This window comes from Streptomyces sp. ISL-10, from assembly GCF_018614575.1.
GTDB lineage: Bacteria > Actinomycetota > Actinomycetes > Streptomycetales > Streptomycetaceae > Streptomyces.
The window spans coordinates 18,539-42,421 of record NZ_JAGGOJ010000015.1; the positions used below are offsets into that span (position 1 = coordinate 18,539).

At 73.2% G+C, this 23,883-nt stretch carries 22 protein-coding genes and 2 pseudogenes; 10 read left to right on the forward strand and 14 right to left on the reverse strand.

The features are described 5' to 3' along the window. Positions 1 to 36: 36 nt before the first annotated feature. A complete protein-coding gene (locus J7E88_RS18995) occupies positions 37 to 450 on the forward strand; it encodes a MarR family winged helix-turn-helix transcriptional regulator (protein WP_215182610.1) in 414 nt (137 codons plus the stop codon). A 216-nt stretch (positions 451 to 666) separates the two neighbouring features. Here J7E88_RS18995 and J7E88_RS19000 read toward each other — a convergent pair whose 3' ends face one another. The 3 genes from J7E88_RS19000 to J7E88_RS19010 form a co-directional block, all read right to left on the reverse strand. After that, positions 667 to 1,410, reverse strand: coding sequence for a maleylpyruvate isomerase family mycothiol-dependent enzyme (locus tag J7E88_RS19000; protein WP_215182612.1), 744 nt, complete (start codon positions 1,408 to 1,410; stop codon positions 667 to 669). A gap of 181 nt (positions 1,411 to 1,591) precedes the next feature. Then, positions 1,592 to 1,936 (reverse strand): SCO4225 family membrane protein, encoded by a 345-nt coding sequence (locus tag J7E88_RS19005; protein WP_215182614.1) that lies wholly within the window; start codon positions 1,934 to 1,936, stop codon positions 1,592 to 1,594. 65 nt (positions 1,937 to 2,001) lie between these two features. Further along, entirely contained in the window at positions 2,002 to 3,336 is a 1,335-nt protein-coding gene (locus J7E88_RS19010; RefSeq protein WP_215182616.1) for an MFS transporter, read from the reverse strand. 76 nt (positions 3,337 to 3,412) lie between these two features. Between J7E88_RS19010 and J7E88_RS19015 the strand changes: the two genes are divergently transcribed. Beyond that, a complete protein-coding gene (locus J7E88_RS19015) occupies positions 3,413 to 4,627 on the forward strand; it encodes an ROK family protein (RefSeq protein ID WP_215182618.1) in 1,215 nt (404 codons plus the stop codon). Positions 4,628 to 5,024: 397 nt separating this feature from the next. Then, on the forward strand, positions 5,025 to 5,876 hold the full coding sequence (locus J7E88_RS19020; protein ID WP_215182620.1) for a YhjD/YihY/BrkB family envelope integrity protein: 852 nt from the start codon (positions 5,025 to 5,027) through the stop codon (positions 5,874 to 5,876). Positions 5,877 to 5,960: 84 nt separating this feature from the next. Here J7E88_RS19020 and J7E88_RS37450 read toward each other — a convergent pair whose 3' ends face one another. Next, positions 5,961 to 6,266 carry a hypothetical protein gene (locus J7E88_RS37450; protein ID WP_374196296.1) on the reverse strand — a complete coding sequence of 102 codons (306 nt, stop codon included), beginning with the start codon at positions 6,264 to 6,266 and terminating at the stop codon, positions 5,961 to 5,963. Positions 6,267 to 6,513: 247 nt separating this feature from the next. After that, positions 6,514 to 6,729, reverse strand: a complete 216-nt coding sequence (locus J7E88_RS37455) for a hypothetical protein (protein ID WP_374196297.1) — start codon at positions 6,727 to 6,729, stop codon at positions 6,514 to 6,516. Between the two features lie 513 nt (positions 6,730 to 7,242). On the opposite strand from J7E88_RS37455, the gene J7E88_RS19030 reads away from it, so the two are divergent. The 3 genes and pseudogenes from J7E88_RS19030 to J7E88_RS19040 form a co-directional block, all read left to right on the forward strand. Beyond that, positions 7,243 to 7,527, forward strand: a complete 285-nt coding sequence (locus J7E88_RS19030; RefSeq protein ID WP_215182622.1) for an SHOCT domain-containing protein — start codon at positions 7,243 to 7,245, stop codon at positions 7,525 to 7,527. Further along, a pseudogene (locus J7E88_RS19035) lies at positions 7,524 to 8,279 on the forward strand (ABC transporter ATP-binding protein); the annotation flags it as partial. The gene J7E88_RS19030 and the pseudogene J7E88_RS19035, both read left to right, overlap by 4 nt. 53 nt (positions 8,280 to 8,332) lie before the next feature. Next, positions 8,333 to 9,018: pseudogene (locus tag J7E88_RS19040) on the forward strand (ABC transporter permease); the annotation flags it as partial. A gap of 62 nt (positions 9,019 to 9,080) precedes the next feature. Here J7E88_RS19040 and J7E88_RS19045 read toward each other — a convergent pair. Together J7E88_RS19045 and J7E88_RS19050 are read right to left on the reverse strand one after the other, a co-directional pair. Further along, positions 9,081 to 9,602: an ATP-binding protein gene (locus J7E88_RS19045; RefSeq protein ID WP_215182624.1), complete on the reverse strand. Its 522-nt coding sequence runs from the start codon at positions 9,600 to 9,602 to the stop codon at positions 9,081 to 9,083. A gap of 181 nt (positions 9,603 to 9,783) precedes the next feature. Continuing rightward, positions 9,784 to 10,107, reverse strand: coding sequence for a hypothetical protein (locus J7E88_RS19050; protein ID WP_215182626.1), 324 nt, complete (start codon positions 10,105 to 10,107; stop codon positions 9,784 to 9,786). Between the two features lie 195 nt (positions 10,108 to 10,302). Here J7E88_RS19050 and J7E88_RS19055 point away from each other — a divergent pair, with 195 nt between their 5' ends. Next, positions 10,303 to 11,493, forward strand: a complete 1,191-nt coding sequence (locus J7E88_RS19055) for a PLP-dependent cysteine synthase family protein (protein WP_251022870.1) — start codon at positions 10,303 to 10,305, stop codon at positions 11,491 to 11,493. Between the two features lie 48 nt (positions 11,494 to 11,541). Here J7E88_RS19055 and J7E88_RS19060 read toward each other — a convergent pair whose 3' ends face one another. From J7E88_RS19060 to J7E88_RS19070, 3 genes are all read right to left on the reverse strand, one after another. Next, positions 11,542 to 12,024 (reverse strand): SRPBCC family protein, encoded by a 483-nt coding sequence (locus J7E88_RS19060; protein ID WP_215182628.1) that lies wholly within the window; start codon positions 12,022 to 12,024, stop codon positions 11,542 to 11,544. Positions 12,025 to 12,099: 75 nt separating this feature from the next. Further along, positions 12,100 to 12,540: an SRPBCC family protein gene (locus tag J7E88_RS19065; protein ID WP_215182630.1), complete on the reverse strand. Its 441-nt coding sequence runs from the start codon at positions 12,538 to 12,540 to the stop codon at positions 12,100 to 12,102. Between the two features lie 6 nt (positions 12,541 to 12,546). After that, positions 12,547 to 13,392 carry a DeoR/GlpR family DNA-binding transcription regulator gene (locus J7E88_RS19070; RefSeq protein ID WP_215182632.1) on the reverse strand — a complete coding sequence of 282 codons (846 nt, stop codon included), beginning with the start codon at positions 13,390 to 13,392 and terminating at the stop codon, positions 12,547 to 12,549. 222 nt (positions 13,393 to 13,614) lie between these two features. Here J7E88_RS19070 and J7E88_RS19075 point away from each other — a divergent pair, with 222 nt between their 5' ends. Next, positions 13,615 to 16,104, forward strand: a complete 2,490-nt coding sequence (locus J7E88_RS19075; RefSeq protein WP_215182634.1) for a hypothetical protein — start codon at positions 13,615 to 13,617, stop codon at positions 16,102 to 16,104. Here the strand turns inward: J7E88_RS19075 and J7E88_RS19080 are convergent. From J7E88_RS19080 to J7E88_RS19090, 3 genes are all read right to left on the reverse strand, one after another. Then, entirely contained in the window at positions 16,074 to 18,488 is a 2,415-nt protein-coding gene (locus J7E88_RS19080; RefSeq protein ID WP_215182636.1) for a right-handed parallel beta-helix repeat-containing protein, read from the reverse strand. The two genes, J7E88_RS19075 and J7E88_RS19080, sit on opposite strands and share 31 nt — an antisense overlap. A 132-nt stretch (positions 18,489 to 18,620) precedes the next feature. Further along, entirely contained in the window at positions 18,621 to 19,229 is a 609-nt protein-coding gene (locus J7E88_RS19085) for a hypothetical protein (RefSeq protein WP_215182637.1), read from the reverse strand. A 504-nt stretch (positions 19,230 to 19,733) separates the two neighbouring features. Continuing rightward, positions 19,734 to 20,177, reverse strand: a complete 444-nt coding sequence (locus J7E88_RS19090; RefSeq protein WP_215182640.1) for a DUF6643 family protein — start codon at positions 20,175 to 20,177, stop codon at positions 19,734 to 19,736. Between the two features lie 250 nt (positions 20,178 to 20,427). Here J7E88_RS19090 and J7E88_RS19095 point away from each other — a divergent pair, with 250 nt between their 5' ends. After that, positions 20,428 to 21,717, forward strand: coding sequence for a TerD family protein (locus J7E88_RS19095; RefSeq protein WP_215182642.1), 1,290 nt, complete (start codon positions 20,428 to 20,430; stop codon positions 21,715 to 21,717). A 17-nt stretch (positions 21,718 to 21,734) separates the two neighbouring features. On the opposite strand, the gene J7E88_RS19100 is transcribed toward J7E88_RS19095, so the two are convergent. After that, positions 21,735 to 22,970 (reverse strand): glycosyltransferase, encoded by a 1,236-nt coding sequence (locus tag J7E88_RS19100; protein ID WP_215182644.1) that lies wholly within the window; start codon positions 22,968 to 22,970, stop codon positions 21,735 to 21,737. A 58-nt stretch (positions 22,971 to 23,028) separates the two neighbouring features. Between J7E88_RS19100 and J7E88_RS19105 the strand changes: the two genes are divergently transcribed. Then, positions 23,029 to 23,820, forward strand: coding sequence for a glutamate racemase (locus tag J7E88_RS19105; RefSeq protein ID WP_215182646.1), 792 nt, complete (start codon positions 23,029 to 23,031; stop codon positions 23,818 to 23,820). Positions 23,821 to 23,883: the final 63 nt, after the last annotated feature.

A 23,883-nucleotide genomic window follows, 5' to 3' on the forward strand; every position in this document is an offset into this window, starting at 1 on the left:
TGCAACAAAGGGCGGCTTTTCTGCTAACGTGCGGTCATGGCTGCGACGAAATCCGAGCGCGCGCTCGTGGAGCAGTGGCGGGACGTCCTCGCGCTGCATGCCCGCACGATGTGCGAACTCGATCGTGAGTTGCACCGGTTCGGGCTCGGTGCCAGTGACTTCGAGGTGCTGGACGTACTCGCGGAGACGCGCGCGGACGACGGCGGACCCACGGGTGACTGCTCCTATCGCGTCCAGGAGCTCGCCGCCCGCGTCCATCTCAGCCAGAGCGCGCTCTCACGGCTGATCGCCCGCCTGGAGAAGGAAGGACTCGTGACCCGGGGCATGTGCGCGGAGGACCGGCGCGGTGTGCGGGTCGCGCTCACCGACGAGGGCCGGGCACGCCACGCCGAGGTGAAGCCGCTGCAGCGTGCGGTTCTGTCACGGACGCTGCCGGGCGCGGCGGGCTGAGGGTCACGACCCTCAGGCGGCGCGCGGGCAGCGGCACCACGCCAGCCGGATCTGCGACCGTGCCGTGGGTCACGGCCTGCGGCCACGGGGCGCGGTGGACGTGCCTGCCACGGCCTGCCGCCACAGGGCGCAGGGCGCAGGAACGGTCTGCCACGGCGGGTCGGGCCCGTACCGTCGGGACCGTGCCGCGTGCGGCCCGCACAGGCCCGGCCGTGGCTACGACCAGGTGATGCCCGACGTCTCGCGCCACAGGTGCGCGAGGGTCGGATCGCCGGTGACCGACACGGCGTCCATCGGTAGCCGGTTCCACAAGGTCAGGTAGAGCCGCTCCGCCGAGCCGCTCAGCTCGCAGTCGCACGGGCCCTCGCCGCCGCGCTCCGTGCGGGCCGGCTCCTGCGACAGCCGTACGGTCCACACGTCGCCCGTGTCCGTCGCGAAGACGCGCAGCAGCTGCGGATCCGCTGTGCGCACCCGGCTCTTGGGCCGTGCGTGGAACGCCGACAGCAGCTCGTCGATCCCGTCCACCGCCAGCTCCGGAGCGACCGGTCCGGGCTCCCCGTACGCGGCGGACTCGGCGTCCGCCCGGTGCACCGCGGTCTCGTGGGCCTGCCGCCGGGCCCAGAACGCCAGCGGCGAGGGCGCCGGCAGGAACGACCAGCACTCCAGGTCGGCAGGGGCCTCGTGCAACGCCGCCACCAGCAGGCCGTGCCCCTCCCGGAACCATGCGAGAACGTCGTCGCCGTCGAGATCCGGTTCGCCGTCGTCGGGGCGGTACGAGGTGTGCCCCTCGGTGACGAACGCCGTAGCCCAGCGGTGCACCATGCCCGTGTGCCGCAGCAGATCCCGCACCTGCCAGCCGGGGCACGTCGGCACGGGGGCACCAGGGCCCGCCGCTTCGGCAGCCGATGCCAGCAACTGCCCTTCCCGCACGAGGAATCCGACCAGCGAGGGGATCTCCATGGTGCCGAGTGTGCCAGTGCGTCGCCCCCGGCTCCAGGGCCCCCTCGATCACGGCGCCCGCGCCGCCCAGGCCGTGTTGACCACAGCCCCTGCGCCCCTGCGCCCCGGCGTCCGGATCGCGCCGCCCGCGCCCCGGCGCTCCGGACCGCGCAGGGCCAGGCCCGGCGTCCGGCTGCCTGCGTCAGGCCCCGTGCGGGTGCGCGGTGTGCGGCCCGCCGCCCAGCAGGCGTACGAACAGGCCCAGCGCGCACGCCTGTACAAGGACCGCCAGGACCAGAGCCGGGTAGAGGAACGCGGCCGACTCCGCCACGCCCTCCCCGAACAGCGTGCCCAGCGCCATGAGCGCGAAAATCGTGGGCGCGGTCAGCAGGAACAGCCATATCCCGGCCATCGACGCGTCCTCGTGGTGCACGAACAACGTGTCGACGGCCACGAAGAGGGCCGCCGCGGCCACCAGTGCCAGATAGATCCTGGAGGCGGGGTTGCCGAAGGTCAGTCGTGCGAGCGAGGTCAGTCGAGCGTGCATGGCCGTCTCCCGTGGTCGTCGTCGTTCCATGCTGTGACCGTTCGGGTGCCCGCACCTGAGTACGGCTACTCAGCCGCGCTAGGGGAAACGGCGCGTTCCCCGCGTCGCGCACGTACTCGCCCCACGGCGGACGCGACCCGGCCGCTCTCCGAACCGGGCCCGTGACGGGCGACTTCCGTGCCCGGCGCGGACGCGTGGCGTGCGCAGAAGGCGATCAGTGCGGCGCCGGCGGCCAGCGCTGCCACCGTCGTGAGGGCGACGGGCAGGGAGAACCAGTCCGCGAGGAAGCCGATCGCGGGCGGGCCGAGCAGCATGCCGCCGTAACCGAGAGTCGAAGCGGCCGCGACCCCGCCCGGACCGGCCAGCGCGCCCGCCCTGCCGACGGCCACAGGGAAGATGTTCGCCAGTCCCAGACCGGCGACCGTGAAGCCCAGCAGGGCGAGCCATACCGTCGGTGCGAGCGCGCCGAGCAGCATCCCGGCCGCAGCCGTGACGCCGCCGGCGACGAGCGTACGGGTCTGTCCGAGCCGTTCCAGCAGGAGTGTGCCGGTGAGCCGGCCCGCGGTCATGGCGAGCGCGAACAGCGAGTAGCCGGCAGCGGCCACGCCCGGATGCGCGTGCAGATCCTGCTCCAGGTGCAGCGCGCTCCAGTCGGCCATGGCGCCTTCGCCGTACGCGGTGCACAGCGCGATCACGCCGAACAGGAGCACCAGGTTGCGGGTGCGCCCGGTCAGGCGCGCGGGCGCGGACGTGCCGGACACAGCCTCCTCGCCCTCCGGCGCCGGGGGCCGGTGGGCCAGCAGGGCCGGCCCGGCGACGGCGGTGACCAATAGCCCGAGCACGGTGAGGGCGAGCAGGTGGGAGGTGGGGGACAGGCCGCCGGCGACGAGACCGCCGAGGCCCGCGCCGAGCATGCCGCCGAGGCTGAAGGCCGCGTGGAAGCTGGGCATGACGGGCCGTCGCAGGGCCGCGATCAGATCGACGGCGGCGCTGTTCATGGCGACGTTGATCCCGCCGTACGCGGCGCCGAAGACGAGCAGGACCAGGCCGAGGGCGAGCGCGGAGTGCGTCAGCGGCGGCAGGGCCATGCTCAGCGAGAGCAGCACCGCGCTGCCGACGGTCACCGCATGGCTTCCGAAGCGGCGGCACAGGCGGCCGGTGAGCGTCATGGTGACCACGGCCCCGGCGGAGACTCCGAGGAGCGCGAGACCGAGGTCGCTCGCGGAGGAGCCGGTCTGTTCCTTGATCGCGGGGATGCGGACGACCCAGCCGGCGAAGAGGAAGCCGTCGAGGGCGAAGAAGACGGTGAGGGCAGTGCGGAGGCGGGACAGGGAAACGGAGGCGGGGTTTCCGCCGGGTCCCCCCGCTACGGCCGTCCTGAGTTTGTTTAGTAGCGGCACAAAGTCAGGATAGGGGCTCGCGCCCGTTGTGTACAAGGCGGCGGCTCCAGGTCCGGATCATGGGAGACTCGGCTGCATGAACGGCAAGGCGACGACCACCCGGACGAGACTGGAAAGAGGCCGCAGCGCCCTCGGCCCGGCACTGGAACTGGTGCACACCGGGCGTGCGCCCACGCGCGCCGTCCTCACCGCCGAGCTCGGCGTCACCCGCGCCACCGCCGGAGCCGTCGCCGCCGAGCTGGAGGCGCTCGGGCTCATCCGCGTCGACTCCCGGCCCGGCGCCGCCGCCGGCTCCCAGGGCCGCCCCTCGCACCGCCTCGCCGTCGACGACACCGGACCGGTCGTTCTCGCCGCCCAGGTCCACGCCGACGGCTTCCGGGCAGCGCTCGTCGGGCTGGGGGGCCGTATCGTCGCCACCGCGCCCGGCTGCGTCACCGTGCAGGCGGACCCGGCACAGGTACTTGGGGAGGTCGTCGAGGCGGGCGCGACGCTGCTGCGCGAGAGCGGGCGACGCTGTGTCGGGGCCGGGCTCGCCGTGCCCTCCGCGGTCGCCGAACCGGAGGGAACCGCCCTCAACCCCCTGCACCTGGCCTGGCCGGCCGGTGCTCCCGTACGTGACATCTTCGCCCAACGCGTCGCCGCCGCGGGCATCCGGGGGCCCGCCTTCACCGGCAACGATGTCAACCTCGCGGCCCTCGCCGAGCACCGCCACGGCGCCGGCCGCGGCGCCCAGCACCTGCTGTGCGTGGCCACCGGCCACCGCGGCGTCGGCGGTGCGCTCGTGCTCGACGGCCGCCTCCACACGGGCAGTTCGGGCCTCGCGCTGGAGGTCGGCCACCTCACCGTCAACCCCGAGGGCAGGCCCTGCCACTGCGGCAGTCGCGGCTGCCTGGACGTCGAGGCGGACCCGCTCGCCTTCCTGACGACCACGGGCCGCGAACCCGGCCCCGAGGTGTCCCTGCTCCAGCAGTCCAGGGACCTGCTGCGAGGGGAGTACGACGACCCGGCGGTGCGCGGGGCGGCGGCGGAGCTCATCGACCGCCTCGGCCTCGGTCTCGCCGGGCTGGTCAACATCCTCAACCCGGACCGGATCATCCTCGGCGGCCTGCACCGCGAACTCCTGGAGGCCGACCCGGAACGCCTGCGCGCGGTCGTGGCGGACCGCAGCCTGTGGGGCCGCAGCGGGGGAGTCCCCATCCTGTCGTGCACCCTGGACCACAACAGCCTGGTCGGAGCCGCGGAACTGGCCTGGCAGCCGGTCCTCGACGACCCACTGGCGGCACTCGCCTGACGCCCGGTCAGCGGTCGGCGGGGCGGGAGGAGTTTCCGGGCCGTCGTCCCTGCGGCCCGGGACGGGTGGCCGTTCGGCCCCCGGCAACCGGCGCCTTGGGCTTCTTCCTGGGCACGTGGGTCTGCGTGACCGCATGGCCGCCGATACCGGTGCGTACGGGCGGTGCCCGGGCTTCGCCCTTACCGCGCGGGGCGGCTTGGCCGGCGGCGCCGCCCCGCGCCGGACGGCTTGCCGCGCGGCCGCCGGGCGCGGGTGCCCCGGTCTTGCCCCGCCGCGCGGGGGCGGGGAGGCCGCCGGAGGCCGGCGCGCCCGCCCCCCGTTGCACCCCAGGGCCCCGGCCACCCGTCCGGAGGACCGCTCGGCGGGTCGCGGGGTGCCAACGGGTAGTCCACGACATATGAGCGACACGTCCTCCGGCCCGCGCCGCGCGCACCGGTTCGAGCATCTGCACCGCAGGGTGATCCAGTCACCCGTCGGGCTGGGCTGGAACCGCGGCCGGGAGATGGAGCTCATGCACCGCGCCATGGGCTTCGCCGCGCTCGGCTTCGTCACACTTGTACCGCTGCTCGTCGTCGTTGCGGCCGCCGACCCGGTCAGTGCCGAAGGCTTCGCCCGCTGGCTCGGTGAGGGGCTCGGCGTCTCGCGGGAGTCCCAGCGCCAGGTCGAGGAACTGTTCGGCAGGCCTGGGCAGGCGCTGCAACGCACGACGGCGTTCGGTCTCGCCGCGCTCGTCGTCTTCGGACTGACCTTCGGCTCCGCCGTGCAGACGGGCTACGAGAAGGTGTGGGATCTGCCCACGGCCCGCTGGCACACCATGTGGCGCCATGTGGTGTGGCTGGCGCTGCTCATCCTCTTCCTCATGGTGTTCGTCAATATCCCGGAAACCGGGGACCCGGCGTTGGCCAACGCGCTGGGCACCATTGCCGATCTGCTCGGCACGATCGTGTTCTTCTGGGTGTCCCAGCGGCTGCTCCTCGGTGGTCGTGTCCGCTGGCGTGCCCTGCTGCCCGGTGCGCTGGTCACCGCCGTGTCGATGCTCGGGCTACGGGTCTTCTCGCAGCTGGTCTTCTCACCGCTGATCGCGTCGAACACGGTGACGTACGGCCCCTTCGGCACCGTCCTCGTTCTCCAGTCATGGCTCGTCGGCGTCGGCGTGGTGGTTTACGGCGGGGCCATCGTCGGGCGTCTCATCCACGAGGACCTCACCCGGCGCCGACTGGGTCACGCCCTCGAGCACCACGACCTCTAGCCGCGCCCGCCCGGCTCAGCCCCCGCGCTCCCTCCGGCGGCATCGCGAAGGCCCCGGCCGGGTTGGCGATCAGGATCCGGTCCGTCAGCTCCTTGCCCAGGACGGCCTCCAGCCGCGGGTCAGCTCCTTGCCCAGGACGGCCTCAAACCGCGGTCGCAGCGGCCGCAGCAGATGCACCATTCCCGGCATCTCGGAAGTCACCGTGTCCGCGCCCAGCAGCAGCCGGTCCCCGTGACCGGCGTCCGCCGGCGCGGCCAGCAGCTCGGGCACCCGCCAGTCGGTCGCGTGATACGCCCGCGAAGGGCCGTCGAAGGCGAGATGGGCGCCCGCCGCTCCCGCCTCCCGGTGCACGACGGGATCCGGCGAGCGGCCCGGATGACCCAGGGTCACGGCCCCGGCCACACCCACAGTTCGCCGCAGAGCAGCTCCAGGACATCGGGCGCCCCGGTGCGTCCCGGCGGTGGCGGTCAGGTGAGCCGGGCGTGCGCGTCGACCGTGTGGAAGGCCCCGGCCACCTTGACGAGCCCGGCGCGCACCGCCGAGTCCCCCTGCCCTCGGTCACCTCCCGCGTGAACAGCCCGGCCATGCCCTCCGCGCCGAGGCGCGTGACGTCGATCGCATAGGTGCACCGCCCAGTTCAGGCCGCGGCGACGACGTGCACGCCGTGTGCGCGGGACAGTGCGGCGAGATCGGCGGGACTGCGGCCCATCCCGTACGGGGTCCACTGCACCACCGTCCGGCCGCCCAGTGCCGCGAACTCCCCGATCCGCCCGTCGGCGTCCGCCGGGTCGTCGAGCTCGGCGCTGGGCAGCAGCGGGCTGCGCAGGAACAGGTGGCCGTGCGCGTCCGTCACGTCCGGTTCCGTCGCAAATACCTCCCCGAGGACCGTGCGGACGAGCTTCACCGGTGCGGGCCCCGGCTCAGGCCGGCGCGTTCGGGTGCCGAGACGTGCAGCACCCGGTAGTGGTCGCCGACCGCCGCGGGGGGAGTCGTGGTCCCACAGCGTCGCGTACAGCAGTTCCCAGCGGCGGAGGTCGAGGCCGAGCATCGACGCAGACGACCCCTCCCCGCCCCGCCGGCCGCTCCGTCTCCACTGCGGCCGCCTCGACGAGCGGACCGGACCGGGCGCCCGCGGGCAGCCGCTGCCTGCGCCGGACCGCGGTGCGCGTTTCGGCCGCCGCGGGCGGTACGGAGAGGTCGGGCAGAGGGTCCCGGGCCGCCGGAGCAGCCGCACCCGGCCCGGGTACTCCCGCGGAGGTACGTGCACAGCCGCTGGCCGTACGACGACGTGAACCCGCTGCGGCGGGAGCCTCGAAAGCGTCACGGAACCACCGCGAACCGAAAGCCCCCGAGGAGCTGAACCGACATGAACACTCTGGTCCACGACGGGCCCGGCCCGTGGATCCTGTTCTTCCCGCTGATCTGGGCGGCCGTCGTAGTCGGCGTCGTCACCGTCCTGCGCCGCACCGGCATCCTGCGCCCGCACCGCGCACCCTGGCAGGGCGCCAGGCCCCCGATCGCCGAGAGCTCCCCGATCGCCGTGCTCGGCCGCCGCTTCGCGGCGGGCGAGATCGACGAGGAGGAGTACTGGCGGCGGCTGTCCGTCCTGGACGAGCAGTTCGGCCGCACGGCCAAGCAGGGCCGGGCATGACCACCCACGCGAACGGGACCCGGACCGCCGGGTCCCGCCCCGCCGCCCGGGTCGTCGACGGCGTGAAGATCTACGGCAGCGGCGACACCGACGTGAGGGCTCTCGACGGGGTGACGATCGCATTTCCAGCCGGTCGCTTCACCGCCATCATGGGTCCCTCCGGCTCCGGCAAGTCCACGCTCATGCACTGCGCGCCGCCGGGCTCTCCACCCTGACGTCGGGCTCCGCCTTCATCGGCGGCACCGAGCTCAGCGGTCTCGACGACCGACGGCTCACACTGCTGCGCCGCGAACGCGTCGGCTTCGTCTTCCAGGCCTTCAACCTGGTCCCCCCTGACCGCCGCGGAGAACATCACCCTGCCCATGGACCTGGCGGGGGAGCGGCCCGCCCGGGATTGGGGCGACGCCCTCGTCGACGCCGTCGGGCTGCGTGACCGGCTGCACCACCGCCCGAGCGAACTCTCCGGCGGACAGCGGCAGCGCGTCGCCGTGGCCCGCGCCTGCGCCGGCCGTCCGGCCGTCGTCTTCGCCGACGAGCCGACCGGCAATCTCGACTCCCGCTCCGGCGAGGAGGTACTGCGGCTGCTCGGCGGCACCGTACGCACGACGGACCGCACCGTCGTCATGGTCACCCACGATCACGTGGCCGCCGCCCATGCCGACGAGGTCGTCTTCCTCGCCGACGGCCGCCTCGTCGACCGTATGGCGGACCCGACCGCCGAACGCGTGCTCGACCGGCTCAAGGCCTTCGACCCCCGCGGGCCCGTCACGGAGGTGGTGAGGCCGCCGACCGCGGCTGGCGTCCGGGCTCCACCGCACGCCTGGCGTTCACCGACGGCACCGAGCGGACGTTCACCGTCCGCGCCGTGTTCGAGCAGTCCGAGACGGCCGGTGACTACGTCATCACCCGCGCGGCCTGGGCCTCCACCGCGGCCAGGACTCCGACACCCTCGTCGCCGTCACCCTCAAGGACGGCGTGAGCACCGCGGACGGCAAGCAGGCGGTCGACAAGGCGGCGGCCGCGTACGGCAGTCCCGTGGCGCAGAGCCGCGAGGAGTACGCCGAGAGCTCCGCCGGAGCCATCGACATGATGCTGACCCTCGTCCACGCGCTCCTCGCGCTCGCCGTGGTGATCGCCCTCCTCGGCATCACCAACACGCTCACCCTCGCCGTCCACGAACGGACCAGGGAGCTCGGGCTGTTGCGCCGCCGTCGGTCAGACCCGTGCCCAACTGCGCGCCATGGTGCGCCGGGAGTCGGTGCTCGTCGCCGCCTTCGGCAGCGCCGGGGGCTCGCGCTGGGCGCGGTGCTCGGCTGGGTTCTCGTCAAGGCGTCGGAAAGCGCGGGCGACACCGCGTTCGCCTTCGCGGTCCCGCCGCTGCACCTGCTGGTCGTGGCGCTCGTGGGCCTGGCGGCCGGCGCGGTTGCGGGCCGGCGGCCCGCGCGGCGTGCCGCACGGCTCGACGTCCTGCGCGCGATCGCGACCGAATGACCGCTGCCGGGGACGGCTGCCCGGCCGTCCCCGCGCCGTCCGGCCGTCCCCACGCCGCCCCGTCAGTCCGTAACGGCGGACCGGGCCGTGGCAGTTGCGGCCTCGGCCGCCGCCTCGTGCACTTCGGTGAACGGGCCGGTGGTCGTCGCCCCGTACACCGCCGGATAGTCGGGCAGAGCCAGCGCGGGGAACTTCGCGGGCAGGGTGAACCACACGACCTTGCCCGCGTCGCCTCGCGGCCGTACACCCCAGCTCTCGCTGAAGGCGGCCACCAGTGCGAGCCCGCGGCCGTGGGTCTCGGAGGAGTCCGCGTCATGGACGGTCGGCAGACGCGGATCGTGGTCGTGGACAGAGACCGTGAGCCTGTCGAGCAGCAGCTCGACGTCCACGGTGCACGTCTTGTCCGGCTGAGCGTGCCGGTGCACATTGGTCAGCAACTCGGTGACGCCGAGTGCGGCCTGGTCGATCAGAGGATCGAGATGCCAGTAGCGCAGTTGCGCCGAGATGATTCTGCGGACCTGGCCGATCCGCGACGGCAGGGCCTGGAGCTCCACCGTGCAGTGCCTGCTGGGCTGGCTGATCACGGCTGCGACTCCCCGAAATAGTCCGGAAGAAGACGACACAAGAGATCCAGCAGTCGGCCGCCTGCTGAACATACCGGCGGGGCTGGATCTCAGCGTAACCGCCGGTGAACCCTGAGTGATGTGGAACCAGCGTGAACCATGGCCTGGGGGGCCGCAACTCGCGGCACTCCCGTGCCCGTTCTCAACTCCTGTGACCGCCTGCCCCGCGCACGGCGTCCAGGAAGCGTCCCGCAAGGGCCTTTCCGTCCGGCCGCGGGCTGCGCTGACCCATGGTCAGGCGGTAGCGCTTGCCGTTGAGCGTCGCCACCGTGCTGTCGTCACCGGCGAACCAGGGCCGGCCGGCGGTGACGGCGCGCACCGGCGCGCTCTCGATCACGCGGCCGTAGCTGGTCATCAGCGCCAGCCGGCCGTCCTTGATCATCACCTGCCCGGCCCGTGTCAGTGAACGCGGCCAGCGCTCGATCCGCACGCCCGTGGCACTGAAATCCGGCTCCGCGGTTGCCATCGTCTCCGCCCCCTTCGCAGCGACTCCTGGAGGAAGTCTGCACACTTGGGCCGCCGCGCACCAGTGCGCCTGGTCACGGCGGTGCACAAGGGACTCCTATGGACTCCCAAAGCGATGGTTTGCCCAGGTGAGGGCCTTACTGTTGCAGGTGGTGCAGACAGTGGACCAGTGGTGGGCGAGACGAGGACGGCACTCATGAGCACGCGTGAGAATCCAGTGGCGGTCCCGCAGGCGGACGAAGCGTCCGCCGAACGGGTGAGACCGGACGCGGCGGGCTCGGCCGGGGCGGTCGCCACCATCGACGTGGACCGCACGGACAACGCCTACCGGGGCTGGCTGAAGGAGGCGGTGCGCAAGGTCCAGGCCGACGCCAACCGCTCCGCCGACACCCACCTGCTGCGCTTCCCGCTGCCCGAGGAATGGGGCATCGACCTCTACCTCAAGGACGAGTCCACGCACCCCACGGGCAGCCTCAAGCACCGCCTGGCCCGGTCGCTCTTCCTCTACGGTCTGTGCAACGGCTGGATCCGGCCGGGCAAGCCCGTCATCGAGGCGTCCAGCGGTTCGACCGCCGTCTCGGAGGCGTACTTCGCGAAGCTGATCGGCGTCCCCTTCGTCGCCGTGATGCCGCGCACCACCAGCCCCGAGAAGATCCGGCTGATCGAGTTCCACGGCGGGCAGTGCCACTTCGTCGACGACTCGCGCAAGATGTACGAGGAGTCCGCCGCGCTCGCGGAACGCACCGGTGGCCACTACATGGACCAGTTCACCTACGCGGAACGGGCCACCGACTGGCGGGGCAACAACAACATCGCCGAGTCGATCTACCAGCAGCTGCGGCTCGAACGCTACCCGGAGCCCGCCTGGATCGTCGCGACCGCCGGCACCGGAGGCACCTCCGCGACCATCGCCCGCTATGTGCACTACATGCAGTACGACACCCGGATCTGCGTCCCCGACCCGGAGAACTCCTGCTTCTTCGACGGCTGGACCCACGGCGATCCGGATGCGAGCAGCGACTGCGGCTCCCGCATCGAGGGCATCGGGCGGCCCCGCATGGAGCCGAGCTTCGTCCCCGGCGCCATCGACCGCATGATGAAGGTGCCCGACGCGGCGAGCGTCGCCGCCGTGCGCGCACTGGAGACGGCCATCGGGCGCAAGGCGGGCGGCTCCACCGGTACCGGTCTGTGGAGCGCGCTCAAGATCGTCGCCGAGATGGTGGACAGCGGCGAGCGGGGCAGCGTGGTCACCCTGATCTGCGATCCCGGCGAGCGCTACCTCGACAAGTACTACTCCGACGACTGGGTGGCCGGGCAGGGGCTGGACATCCGCCCGTACGCGGCCGCCGTCGAGACATTCCTGAGCACGGGCGCCTGGCCCTGCTGAGCACCGCCCAGCCGCCGGGGCAACGCGCCCGTGGCGGTCACCCACGGGTCAGGGCGTACCGGAGCCGGCCAGCCGGCGGTCCAGGTTGCGCACCGCGTCCCGGAACGCGCGCCCCAGCCCCGCTCTGCCCAGCCGCAGGGCGAGGCGCAGCGGAGCGGGGCCGTCGGCGGCGAACGTCCACCGGATACGCGATCCCGTCGGCGTCGCGGTGATCCTCCACTCCTCCAACAGGGCCCGCAAGCCAGGGGCGTTGGTCTGCTCGATGCGGTACGCGTAGCGGCTGTCCGGTTCCTTCGCCAGGATGCGCTCGGTGAACACCGTGCCGCCCTTGAGCCTGACCTCGCGGCCCGCTCCACCGTCCGTCGACCGGGCCGCCGTCACGGCCGTGAACCAATCGGGCAGTCCCTCGACGTCCTCGGCGAGCGCGGCGTAGACGGCGGACGGCACGGCCGTCACCTGGGCCGAGAACACCAGCCGTATCGGTGCGTTGTCGACGAACTCCAGCTCGACCGGGCGAAGTTGGCGGGCCATGGTCCGGACCTCCAGTGGCGGCGAAGGGGTGTGGGGACCGCACACCCTAGCGGTGGCGCCGAAGGATGTCCGCCCTTATGGCCTGCGTGCGAGCAGCCCCTGAAGCGCCCGGCCGAAGATCACCCGGCCCACGCGGGCGACCAGCCGGTCCAGCACCCGGGGCAGCGCTGCGAACCGCAGCTCCTCCACCCCCACCACCGCCGAGCCCTCACCGACCGGGCGCACCTCGATCTCGGCCCAGCCCGTGATCACGCGACCGCGCTTGACCAGCCTGCACCGGCCCGGGCGCGCGCCCGAGGGCGGCTGCCAGCGCACGACCTCCATCGGGTCGTCGAAACCGAGCCGGCCGAGACCGGTGCGCGCCACGAACACCGTCCCCACACCCGTCGGGGTGCCGCCGCGCACCGAGACCGACGTCAACGGCACCTGGGCCGCGTGCGCCGGCCAGTCCGTCACCCGCAGCCAGCACTCGGCGGCGGGCAGCGCCGTGGTCCGGCCGATGCGGAACACTGCCATCCCGGCTCAGCCGCCCTGGCCGTGGGCCGCCTCGTCCTCACCGGCCACGATCAGACCGGGCAGATGCTCGGCCATCTCCTGGCGCGCCTGGGCCGGCAGCCCCGCGTCCGTCACCAGCGTGTCCACGTCCGACAGCTGCGCGAACGAACTCAGGCCCACCGTGCCCCACTTGGTGTGGTCGGCCACCACCACCACGCGCCGCGCGGCGGCCACGAACCGGCGGTTCGTCTCCGCCTCCGCCAGATTCGGCGTCGACAGACCCGCCTCCACCGAGATGCCGTGCACCCCGATGAACAGGATGTCGAAGTGGAGCGACCGGATCGCCTGATCGGCGACCGGCCCGACCAGCGCGTCCGACGGCGTGCGCACGCCGCCCGTGAGGACCACCGTCGCGGCTCCCGGCCGCCGGTCCCCGGCAGAACCGGTGTGCTGCGCCGAGTGGAAGACATCCGCGACGCGCACCGAGTTGGTCACCACCGTCAGATCGGGCACGTCCAGCAGATGGTGCGCCAGCGCGTACGTCGTCGTGCCGCCCGACAGCGCGATCGCGCTGCCCGGGACGGCGAGCCCGGCCGCCGCACGGGCGATGTCCTCCTTGGCGCTCAGTTCCAGCGCCGACTTGGCCTCGAAGCCCGGCTCGTGCGTGCTCGCCTCGACGACCGGCACCGCACCGCCGTGCACCTTCTCCACAACACCCTGCCGGGCCAGGGCGTCCAGGTCCCGGCGCACCGTCATGTCGGAGACGTTCAGCCTGCGGGTGAGCTCGTTGACCCGCACACCGCCGCGTCTGCGGACCTCGTCGAGGATCAGGGCACGCCGCTGCTCCGCGAGCAGGTTCTGGTTGTCGCTCACCGCCGGGGCCGGTCCTTCCGTGTCGTCGCCCGTCCTGGCGTACAGCGCCTGTCGGGCCGAGGTTTCTCATCCTCGCACGCGCCCCGTGGGCCGGCCTCGGGGAGATTCCGTAAGTGACCTGCGGCGAACCACCACGATCCGGGATTCTGGTCACGAACCGCAGCAACACCGCGCACCCGCTGCCCTCTCACCGCCCCTGCGACAAGAGAGCGAGTCACCTCAGTGTCCCCTGCCACCCCGGCACCGTACGGCGAAGGGCCCGCGCTGGAGCTGCTGGTCCACGGCGTCGGCGGAGCCACTCCGCAGGACATGCTCAAGGATCCCCGAACGGTCCGGATCACCGGCGACGACAAGGCCGCCGTGTACCGGCGCGCCGACGACGCCGAGGCCGAGCAGCACCCCGAGGAGTACACCGACCGGCCCGTCCCCGAGGCGTACTGCTGGTCCAACCTCACGTCCGGCAACGGAGCGCGGGCCCTGTGGCTGCTGCTGCTCCCCTTCATGGTCGCCAACCTCGCCCACTGGATGCGGCCCAGGGCCAGGGGGAGCCGCCGCACGACCCGGCTGTACGGGGCGCTGGTGCGGCTGGTCGCGCTCAGCCTCACTGTCCTGCTGACGGCCGCCGCCTGCGAGGTCGCGCTCGACCTGCTGGCGTGGCAGTGCGCGGGCTCGGCCGCGTGCAGCGGGGAGCGCGCCTGGCTCGGTTTCCTCTCCGCGGAGCAGGGCGGCTGGTGGTCCCAGCCCGGCCGGCGGCTCGCGCTCGGCGCCGTGGTGCCGACCGCGCTGGTGGTGCTCCTGTGGTACCTGTCCAACCGGACCTGGAGCGCGTACGAGTCCCAGCGTCCGCCCACGGGCGAGGACGGGTGTGTCGCCGGTGTCGACGCCGACCAGGACGGCGCTGGTGAGGCGGATGGGGTCGACGAGTCCGACGGGTTCGGTGAGGCCGACGGGCCCGACGACGGGGACGAGGACTACGCGGGGGACGCGGACGATGCGGACGACCCGCAGGACGGGGAGTCGCGCAGGCCACTGGTGCGGCCCGCGCTCGGCAGACCCGGCTTCTGGTACGGCCGCAGGCTCGTCGCCCGGCTGCGCGCCGCGCACACCGCAGCCGGATTCCTCAGCGTCGCGGCCGCGGTGGCCGGTGCCGCCGCCCGCCACGACCGCTCCGCGGACGACATGCTGCTGAGGGTCTGCGGCGTACTGCTCGAAGCCGCGCTTGCCCTCGCCGGCGCCGCGGTGGTGTGGGTGGTGCTGCGCAGAGGGCGCAGTGAGAGGCGGATCGACGCCCGGCTCGACCGGGCCGCCGTACGGTATCTCCCCGGCACCGCCCTGGCGTTGCTCGCCCTGGCACTCCTCTACGCCGCCTGGTCACGCCCCGCCTGGGAGTCGGCGGCGACACTTCCCGGCGACGTCACCTTCCGCGTGATCGCCCTGGCCCAGGGTGCGCTCGTCGTCGCCCTCGCCGTTGCCGCCCTGCGGCTGCACCGCCGGGCACACCACCCGAGCGCGGTGCTCCGCGGCTTCGGCGGGCCGGCCGTCGCCATGCTCGCCTGCGCGCTCGGCAGTGTGATGACCGGCGGCGTGGCCCAGCGCGTAGCGGACTGGCTCGACGGGCCCGGCACTCCCGGCATGGACGAGCACGGCGCCATCCCCGGGCCGCCCGTCCTGCTCAGCTGGCAGGCCGCCGTCATACCCGTACTGCTGATCGTCCTGCTGCTGCCGGCGCTCGCCCTCGCCGTACGGACCTGGCTGCGTGGACGCCGCCTCGCGGCCGTCATCGAGGCGGAGTACGGGGAGGACCGGCCGGACCCGGTCCGCACCCGCCGGATCGCCGGCACCCGCGCGAGGGCGCAACTGACCGACAGCGCGCCTACGCTGGTCGGTCTGCTGGCCGGTGCCACGCTACTGCTCGGCATCGGTGCCGTCGTCGGCGCATGGGTGAGCGGTGAGGTGCCCGGCCGCGCATTCGGTGACAGCGGCGGCCTGACCGAGCCGACGGCCGAGGCAGCACAGGCGCTCGGCTCCTGGCTCATCGGCTTCGGGTTCATCCTCTTCGTCACCATGGGACGCCGCGCCTACCGCGACGCCTCCGCCCGCCGCAGCATCGGCATCCTGTGGGACGTCGGCACCTTCTGGCCGCGCGCCGCCCACCCGTTCGCGCCGCCCTGCTACGCCGAGCGGGCCGTCCCCGACCTCACCTGGCGCATGTGCACCTGGACGGAGCGCAGCGGCGGACGGCTCGTCATCTCCGGCCACTCCCAGGGCAGCGTCCTCGCCGCGGCGGCCGTCTGGCAGTTGCCGGCGGCCACCCGCCGCCGCGTGGCCCTGCTGACGTACGGGTCACCGCTGGAAAGGCTCTACGGCCGTTGGTTCCCTGCCTACTTCGGGTCCGCGGCGCTGCGCGAGCTCAACAGTCAGATCGACTGCTGGCGCAACCTGTGGCGGACCACCGACCCCATAGGCGGACCCGTGCTGGTGCCCGCCTCCAACGGGCACCCCGATGTCGACCGGGACGCGCTCAAGGACCCGCTTGTCCACGGCCGTTCCGGCCGCTACCCCCTGCCCGAGCCGATCCTCGGACACTCCGACTACCAGGCCGACCCGTCGTTCGCAAAGGAACGCGCGCATCTGCTCGACCGGCTCACCCCGGCCGTGCCCGCGCAGCTCAGGACCGAACCTCAGGGCAGCTCCGGCAGGTCATCGGCGTAGAGCAGGGTCAGATCGTCGGTGCTCACCTCGACGAGCTCGGCCACTCGTACCGCGTGCCGCTCCACCATCGACTCGAACGTCTGGCGCGCGGTACGGCCGTTACCGAAAGCCGGCCCCTTCGGCAGCGCAGTGAAGTATTTCAGCAGGGCCTCCGCGGCGCCCTCGCCCAGCCGGTACTCGTGCTCCTCGGCCTGCTGCTCCACGATCCGCAGCAGCTCCTCCGGCGCATAGTCGGGGAAGGTGATGGTACGTGAGAAACGGGAGGCCACACCGGGGTTGACGTTGAGAAACCGCTCCATCTCGGCGGTGTACCCGGCCACGATCACCACGACCGCGTCCCGGTGGTCCTCCATCAGCTTCACCAGGGTGTCGATCGCCTCCTTGCCGAAGTCACGGCCGGAGTCCTCGGGCGACAGGGCGTACGCCTCGTCGATGAAGAGCACACCGCCCCGCGCACGTTCGAACGCCTCCTGGGTGCGGATCGCCGTCGAGCCGATGTGCTCGCCGACCAGGTCAACGCGGGATACCTCGACGAGATGGCCGCTCTCCAGCACGCCGAGGGAGGCCAGGATCTCGCCGTACAGCCGGGCGACCGTCGTCTTGCCGGTGCCGGGCGAGCCGGTGAAGACCAGATGCCTGCGCACCGACGCGGCCTTGAGCCCCGCCTCCTGGCGGCGCCTGCCCACCTCGATCATGTTGGTCAGCGTGCGCACCTCGCGCTTGACGCTGTCCAGACCCACCAGCGCGTCCAGTTCACCGAGGACGACTCCGGAGCTGCGCGCCGGCTCGGCGGGAGGCGCGGCCGGGCCGGGCTTCCCTGCCGCGGGTGTCTGGGCGGGAACGGCCGACAGCAGCCCGGGGGTCTGCGGGGCGGTCAGCACGGCCGTCGCACGCTCGGCGCCGGGCCGTACCGTTCCGCTCTCGTCGCTCGTGCACTCCTCCACGACCGGGCCGTCGACCTCGGCGAACTCGTAACCGCCGCGGGCACAGCGCTCGGTGCGGCAGCGGCTGAGCATCGTGCGGCAGCCGTCCATGACATGGAAGCCGTAGCCACCGCTGCCCGTCACCCGGCAGCCGCGGAATGTGCCCCTGCCCTCGGCCGACACATAGAACCCCGCCTCGGCGGGCGAAGTGACCGTGCAGCGCTCGATCAGCGGGTCCGCTCCCTTGGTCACGATCACACCGGTCTGCGCGGCGTCGATCGTGCAGCCGTTGAGGGTGCCGCCGCTGCCGTGGTCACGGAACCAGGCGCCGGTGGACACCTCGCGGATCCGGCAGTCGTCGAGCTGGGCGGTCGCGCCGTCGCTCACGGACACCGCCGTGTTGCGCACCTGGGACAGATCGCTGTCGACCACGTCGGCGCGCGAGCCGCGGTCGAGGACGAACAGGGCGTCCGGGACATCGTGCACACGGCACGAGTCGAGTACGGCGGTCGCACCGTCGCTGACCCAGACCGCCGGGTAGTCGCCCGTACTGTCGTGGATCTCGCACTGGTTGGCGTCCACCCGCGTGCCCGGGTCCCAGACGGACAGGCCGTTGCGCCCGAAGCGGCGGACGGTGGACCGGGTGAGGGTGAGCACGGACCGGGACCGCAGATCGATCGCGTTCTCCGGGATGTCGTGGATGTCGCAGTCGGAGAGCGTGAGCACCGCGTCCGTGTCGAGCGTGACACCGTCCGAGGTGGTCCGGTGCACGGAGGAGTCGGTCAGATGCGCCGCCGCCCGCGAGGCGATCTGCACACCGGTGCCTTTGATCTCGTAGATCTCGCAGCCGAAGGCCTCCAGGCCGCTGCCCTCACCGGTCACGGACACCCCCGCGCCCGAGGCGTGGTGCACCCGGCAGCGCTCCAGGCGGGGGTGCGCCCCGCCGTGCACCGACACCCCCGACTGGCCCGCGGCGACCACCTCGCACTCCTCGAACACCCCGCCCGCGCCGTCCAGTACGGCGATGCCGACGCCGGCCGGGTTGTCGACGGTGCAGCGGCGCACCGTGGGCCGTGCGGCGCCGCGCACCTCCAGGCCGACTGCGGAACGCGTCACGATCCGCAGGTCCACCAGCTCCGGTGTGCCGTCCTCGACGAGCAGCGCGGGGGCCGCCGAGTCCTGGCCCTCCACGTGCAGGTCCTGGACGGTGGCGGACGCGCGCACGGTCAGCGGCACACCGTCGAGGGGGGCGATGCGCACCGAGCCCACGGCCCCCTCGGGCCCGCGCAGGGTGACCGCCCGCTGCACCACGAGGTTCTCGCGGTACGTCCCGGGGGCCACGGTGAGGATGTCACCGTCGCCGGCGGCCTCCAGGGCAGCGGCGAGGGACGCGTACTCGCCTGTGCGGCGCCGCCACCGCGACGTGCCGGTGTGCGTCACCTGGACCGTGCCCTGTGCCATGGTGCTGCCTTGCCCCCACCTCGTGTTTTCGTGCATCAGCGCGCCGCTGACGGGGACGCCTCCCGCACCCCGCGTGAGGGGTCGCACCACCGTAGCGCGCGCGGCGGGCGGCAGTTGACGGGATGCGGGGGGTCAGCTGCCTGCGCCCGCCCGTCCCCAGTCCGGACCCACCGCGGCCCAGGCCCGGTCGAGATCGGCGAATCTGCGCCGCACGAGCCGCCACAGCAGAAGCCGTCGGGCGCATTCGACGAGCACACCGAAGGCCCCCGCGGCCCCGATCCCGGCGAGTGTCGCGTGCACGCTCGCCGTGGCGGGCTCCATGGGGCGCGGCACTATTCGGCCGGAGCCGTCGGTCCAGACCGGGAAGGTGCCTCCCGTCCGGGCATACGGCACACCGGTCGTCAGGGTCCCTGTGCGTCGAGTGCCGTCGGGGGCCGTCCACTGCGCGACGACCGTCCGGCGCTGCTCGCTCGCCGCGGCGGACTCCGGGTCGAGGGCCGCGGGACGGGCCACGGTGGCGGGGCCCAGGACCGTGGCGGTCGTCGCATGGCGCTGCTGGCGCTGTATCCGCACGGAATGGCGCAGATACGCGTCCGTCAGCGTGCCGGTGAGCCAGCCGACGACCGGGCCCGCCGTGAGGAGCAGAAGCGCCGTGACAAGGGCCAGCCACGCCTCGGCCAGGTCAGTCGCACGGCGCAGGGGGTTGTGCCGCCAGCGCCAGATTCCCGCGGCTGCTCGCACGGCTCGCCACCCCCTTCTGTGTCCGTGACAGTCCGGTACGGCACGGAACAAGCATGGGTCGCGCGAAGAGAGAGCAACGTCCCCCCTCCGTCGGCCCCCGTGTCCGTCGCGAGGACGTCCTCGCGACGGGTCCAACGCGAGGCGCTGTACGAAGGGTTCCCGCTCGGCGGCGAAATCCACGGAAAGAGGCTGAAGGGCCCTGACAGTGTTCAGGGCGTTTGAAGCGCTCAAACGTGCTGAACGTCCGGCGGCGTCGACGGACCGGTCGACAGGCGCCGAGGCGGTACGGCGTGGCCGTCGTACCCGGCCGGGGCGCGCAGTCAATGTCCGCTGCGGCGCACGCGGTTGCGCAGGGACCCCGGCCGAGATGTCGGCCGGGGTCCCACCGTGCTCTCCGCAATCCCCCGCGGCTGCACCAGGTCCCGCCGGGCACGCTCCGCGCCACCTCGGCCGCGCGGCGGCCGTTCGGACGGGAAGCCGTCTCCGGCAGGCATCACGGTGCCGTCAGTACCCCCGTCCCTGATACGGGCGGTTGTACGGGTCCTCGTAGGGCGCGGGCGCAGGCCGCGCCGCGGCCGGCCGCATGGCCTCGTAGCCGGTGGCGACCGGACGCTGCTGCTGTCCCTGGTACTGGCTGCCGGGGTACCCGCGGGGCGCTGCCGCTTGCTGCGGGATGTACGGCGCGGGCGTCTGCTGCAGCGGGACCGGCTGCGGCATCTGCTGCGGATATCCATAGGCAGGGGGATGGGACTGCGCCGCCGGGAGGGCGGGCAGGGCCGCGGGGAGCGCCGGCAGATAGCTGTTGCCGGTGTCGTAGGCGGCGGGCACTCGGATCGGGGCGATCTGAGGCGTGCCCCGCTCCGCGACCAGGGAGTCGTAGATCGGGGTGTCGGGGAACAACGGCGCGGAGTAGTAACCGCCGCCGTAGGTGGCGCGGGGGGAGGTCATGGCACATAAGTTAAGCCCACGATGTGCTGGTTGGGGAGTCCGATAAGAGGGTTGTTTCAGGAGCTGTGAGTGACGACGGATCCCCAATTCGAGCGAATCAGGCAAAATCGGTCGCTCCGGCGTCTCGTGTGGGTGTAAAGGGCAAGCGTAGAGAGGGTTACCGACGGGTCGGGCCCCTCAGGCGGACGTATGCGGAATAGGTTGACGATGAATGAACTTCCGGGCGCGGGAACCGGCGATGGGGGCGGTCATGTCGATGCTTAAGGGAGCCAACACCGCGGTGCAGGCGCAGCGCATCCGAGTCGAGCTGGGCTGGCGGCCGGGGCCGGGCGTCCCGGACATCGACGCCTCGGCCCTTCTCCTGGCGGGCGGAAAGGTCCGCTCGGACGCGGACTTCGTCTTCTACAACCAGCCGGCGCACGCCTCGGGAGCCGTGCGGCACGAGGGGAAGCGGACCGCGGAGGGGGCTGCCGCCGACGTCGTCGCCGTCGATCTCGACCGCGTCGAGAGCGGAATCGACCGCGTCGTGCTGGCCGCATCGGCCGGCGGCGGCACCTTCGGTCAGGTGCCCGGGCTGCACATCCGCGTCCTGGACGCCGCGTCCGGGGCGGAGCTGGCCCGCTACGACAGCCAGGACGCCGGCGTCGAGACGGCCTTCGTGCTGGGCGAGCTCTACCGCCGCCAGGGCGCGTGGAAGTTCCGTGCGGTCGGCCAGGGCTACGGCTCCGGACTCGAGGGCCTCGCCACGGACTTCGGCATCACCGTGGACGAGCCCCAGCGGCCGGCCCCGCCCGCCGCCACCGCACCCTCCGCCGCGGCGCCTGCCCCTGTCGTGCCCCCCGCACCCGCCGTGGCTCCGCCGCCTGCCGTCCCGCCGGCGGTGCCCGCCGTACCGCCGACCCCGGTGCGCCTGTCCAAGATCACGCTGACGAAGGAGGCTCCCTCCGTCTCGCTGACGAAGCAGGGCGGCACCTCGGGCGCGATGCGCGTGAACCTCAGCTGGCAGGTGCGCAAGCAGTTCCAGGGCTGGGGCGCCAAGCTCGGCCGGGCCGTCGCCATGCACGGCGACCTCGACCTCGACCTGTGCGCGCTGTACGAACTCACCGACGGGCGCAAGGGCGTTGTCCAGGCCCTGGGCAACGCCTTCGGCGCCCTGCACCAGCCGCCGTACATCCACCTCGATGGCGATGACCGCACCGGCGGCACACCGGGCGAGAACCTCACCATCAACCTCGACCACAAGAACGCGCTGCGCCGCGTCGTCATCTTCGTGACCATCTACGAGGGCGCCCGCAGCTTCGCCGACCTCGACGCGACGGTGACACTGCAGCCCCAGCACGGCGCCGCCATCGACTTCTCCCTCGGCGAGTGCACCGTCCCCTCCACTGTCTGCGCCCTCGCCCTCATCACCAACACCGGGTCGGACCTCGTCGTCCAGCGTGAGGCCCGCTTCCTCGTGCCCGACCGGGGCGTCAGCCCGCAGCGCACCGTCGACCACGCCTACGGCTGGGGCATGAACTGGACACCGGGCAGGAAGTGACGCCCCGCCACGGGCGTTCAGCGCTCGGGTGCGGCCTCGGGCCGGGCGTACGTACGCCCTTTCCAGGCCGCGCCCCGCCCCCGGTGGTGCTGGACCGCCGAGTCGACGGTCATCAGCAGATAGAGCAGCGCGGTGAACGGCAGCGTGGGCGCGAGCAGCAGCGGCTGGCGGTAGTAGCGCAGCATCGGCACGTACGTCCCCGCCATCACCGCCCAGGCGAGGCCCGCCGCCCACGCGGCCGCCGCATCACCGGCCGCCCACGCGGCCGGCAGGACGACGGGCGGCGCCAGATACACCAGCGCGAGCCCCACGACCGTTCCGGCGAGCACCAGCGGGTTGTGCCGCAGCTGTGCGTACGCGCTGCGGGAGACCATCCCCCACAGATCGGCGAGCCGCGGATACGGACGCACGCTGTCCACGCGGTCCGCGAGCCCCAGCCAGATCCGGCCGCCCGAGCGCCGCACGGCCCGCGCCAGCGAGACGTCGTCGATCAACGCCTGCCGGATCGACGCGGGTACGCCCGCCCGCAGTGCGGTGTCGGTGCGCAGCAGGACGCAGCCGCCGGCCGCGGCGGCCGTCCGCGCGCCGTCCCTGTTGATCCGGCGGAAGGGATAGAGCTGGGCGAAGAAGTAGACGAACGCGGGGACCACCAGTCGCTCCCAGCCGCTCGCGACACGCAGGCGCGCCATCTGGGAGACCAGGTCGTACGCGCCCGGGCGGTCGGCTCGGGCGTCGCGTTCGGCGTCGGCGTCGGCGTCGGCGTCGGCCGAGTCTGCGCCGTGCGCCGCGGCCACCAGTTCGCGAAGGCTGTCCGGCTCGTGGGCGATGTCCGCGTCCGTCAGGAGGAGGAACTCGGGGCTGTCCGCCCGGGCCACGGCGATTCCATGCCGCAGAGCCCACAGCTTTCCCGTCCAGCCGGGCTCCGGTTCGCCCGGCGTCACGACACACAGCGGCAGCCCGCCGTGGCGCGTGGCGAGCGAGCGGGCCACCTCCGCGGTGCCGTCGCTGCTGTTGTCGTCCACGAGCACGATCCCGGCACGGCCCGGATACCGCTGGGCCAGCAGGGACGGCAGGCTCGCCGGCAGGACCTCGGCCTCGTCCCGCGCGGGCACCACCACGGCGACGGCCGGCCATACGTCAGGGTCCGCCCGCCGGGGCAGACGCTGATCGGTGCGCCAGAAGAAGCCCTGGCCGAGCAGCAGCCAGCACCATGCGGCGAGTGATCCGAAGGCGGTCCAGGCGAGGGCGCTCATCCGCCGCAGTCTGCCCCACACAGGCCGGGCCGGCGCGGCGGTCGACTATGGTGACCGGGTGAAGATCGCGCTCCTTGACTCCGGAATCGGCCTCCTCCCGGCGGCCGCCGCCGTACGCCGAATGCGGCCCGACGCGGATCTACTCCTCTCCAGCGACCCCGACGGCATGCCGTGGGGGCCGCGTACGCCCGACGACGTCACCGAGCGCGCGCTCGCCGTGGCCCGCGCCGCGGCCGCCCATCGGCCCGACGCGCTGATCATCGCCTGCAACACCGCCTCGGTGCACGCGCTGCCCACGCTCCGGGCCGAGCTGGAGCCGGACCTCCCCGTCGTCGGAACCGTGCCCGCGATCAAGCCCGCCGCGGCCGGCGGCGGTCCGATCGCCATCTGGGCCACCCCGGCGACCACGGGCAGCCCGTACCAGCGCGGGCTGATCAGCGACTTCGCTCACTCCGTCGGCGTCACCGAGGTCCCCTGCCCCGGTCTCGCCGACGCGGTCGAGAGCGCCGACGAGGCCGCGATCGACAGCGCGATCAACGCGGCGGCAGCACTCACACCGCCCGACGTCAGGGCCGTCGTCCTCGGCTGCACTCACTACGAACTCGTCGGCGAGCGCATCCGCGCGGCCATCGGAGCCCGTTCGGCCGCCGGCACCCTTGTCCTCCACGGCTCCGCCGACGCGGTCGCCGCCCAGGCCCTGCGCCGTGGCGGTGTCGTCCCCGCCCCGGACGCGTCGCCGACCGGCCGCCTCACCGTCCTGCTGAGCGGCCGGGAGTCGGAGCTGCCCGCCGCCGCCTCCGCCTACGCCGAAGGGCGCCTGCTCCGCGCGGTCACCACCCCGGCGGTCTGACGGCCCCGGGCTCCCGGGACGGGCCCCGGCTGAACCGGGATGGCCCAGGGGCTCCCGGGACAC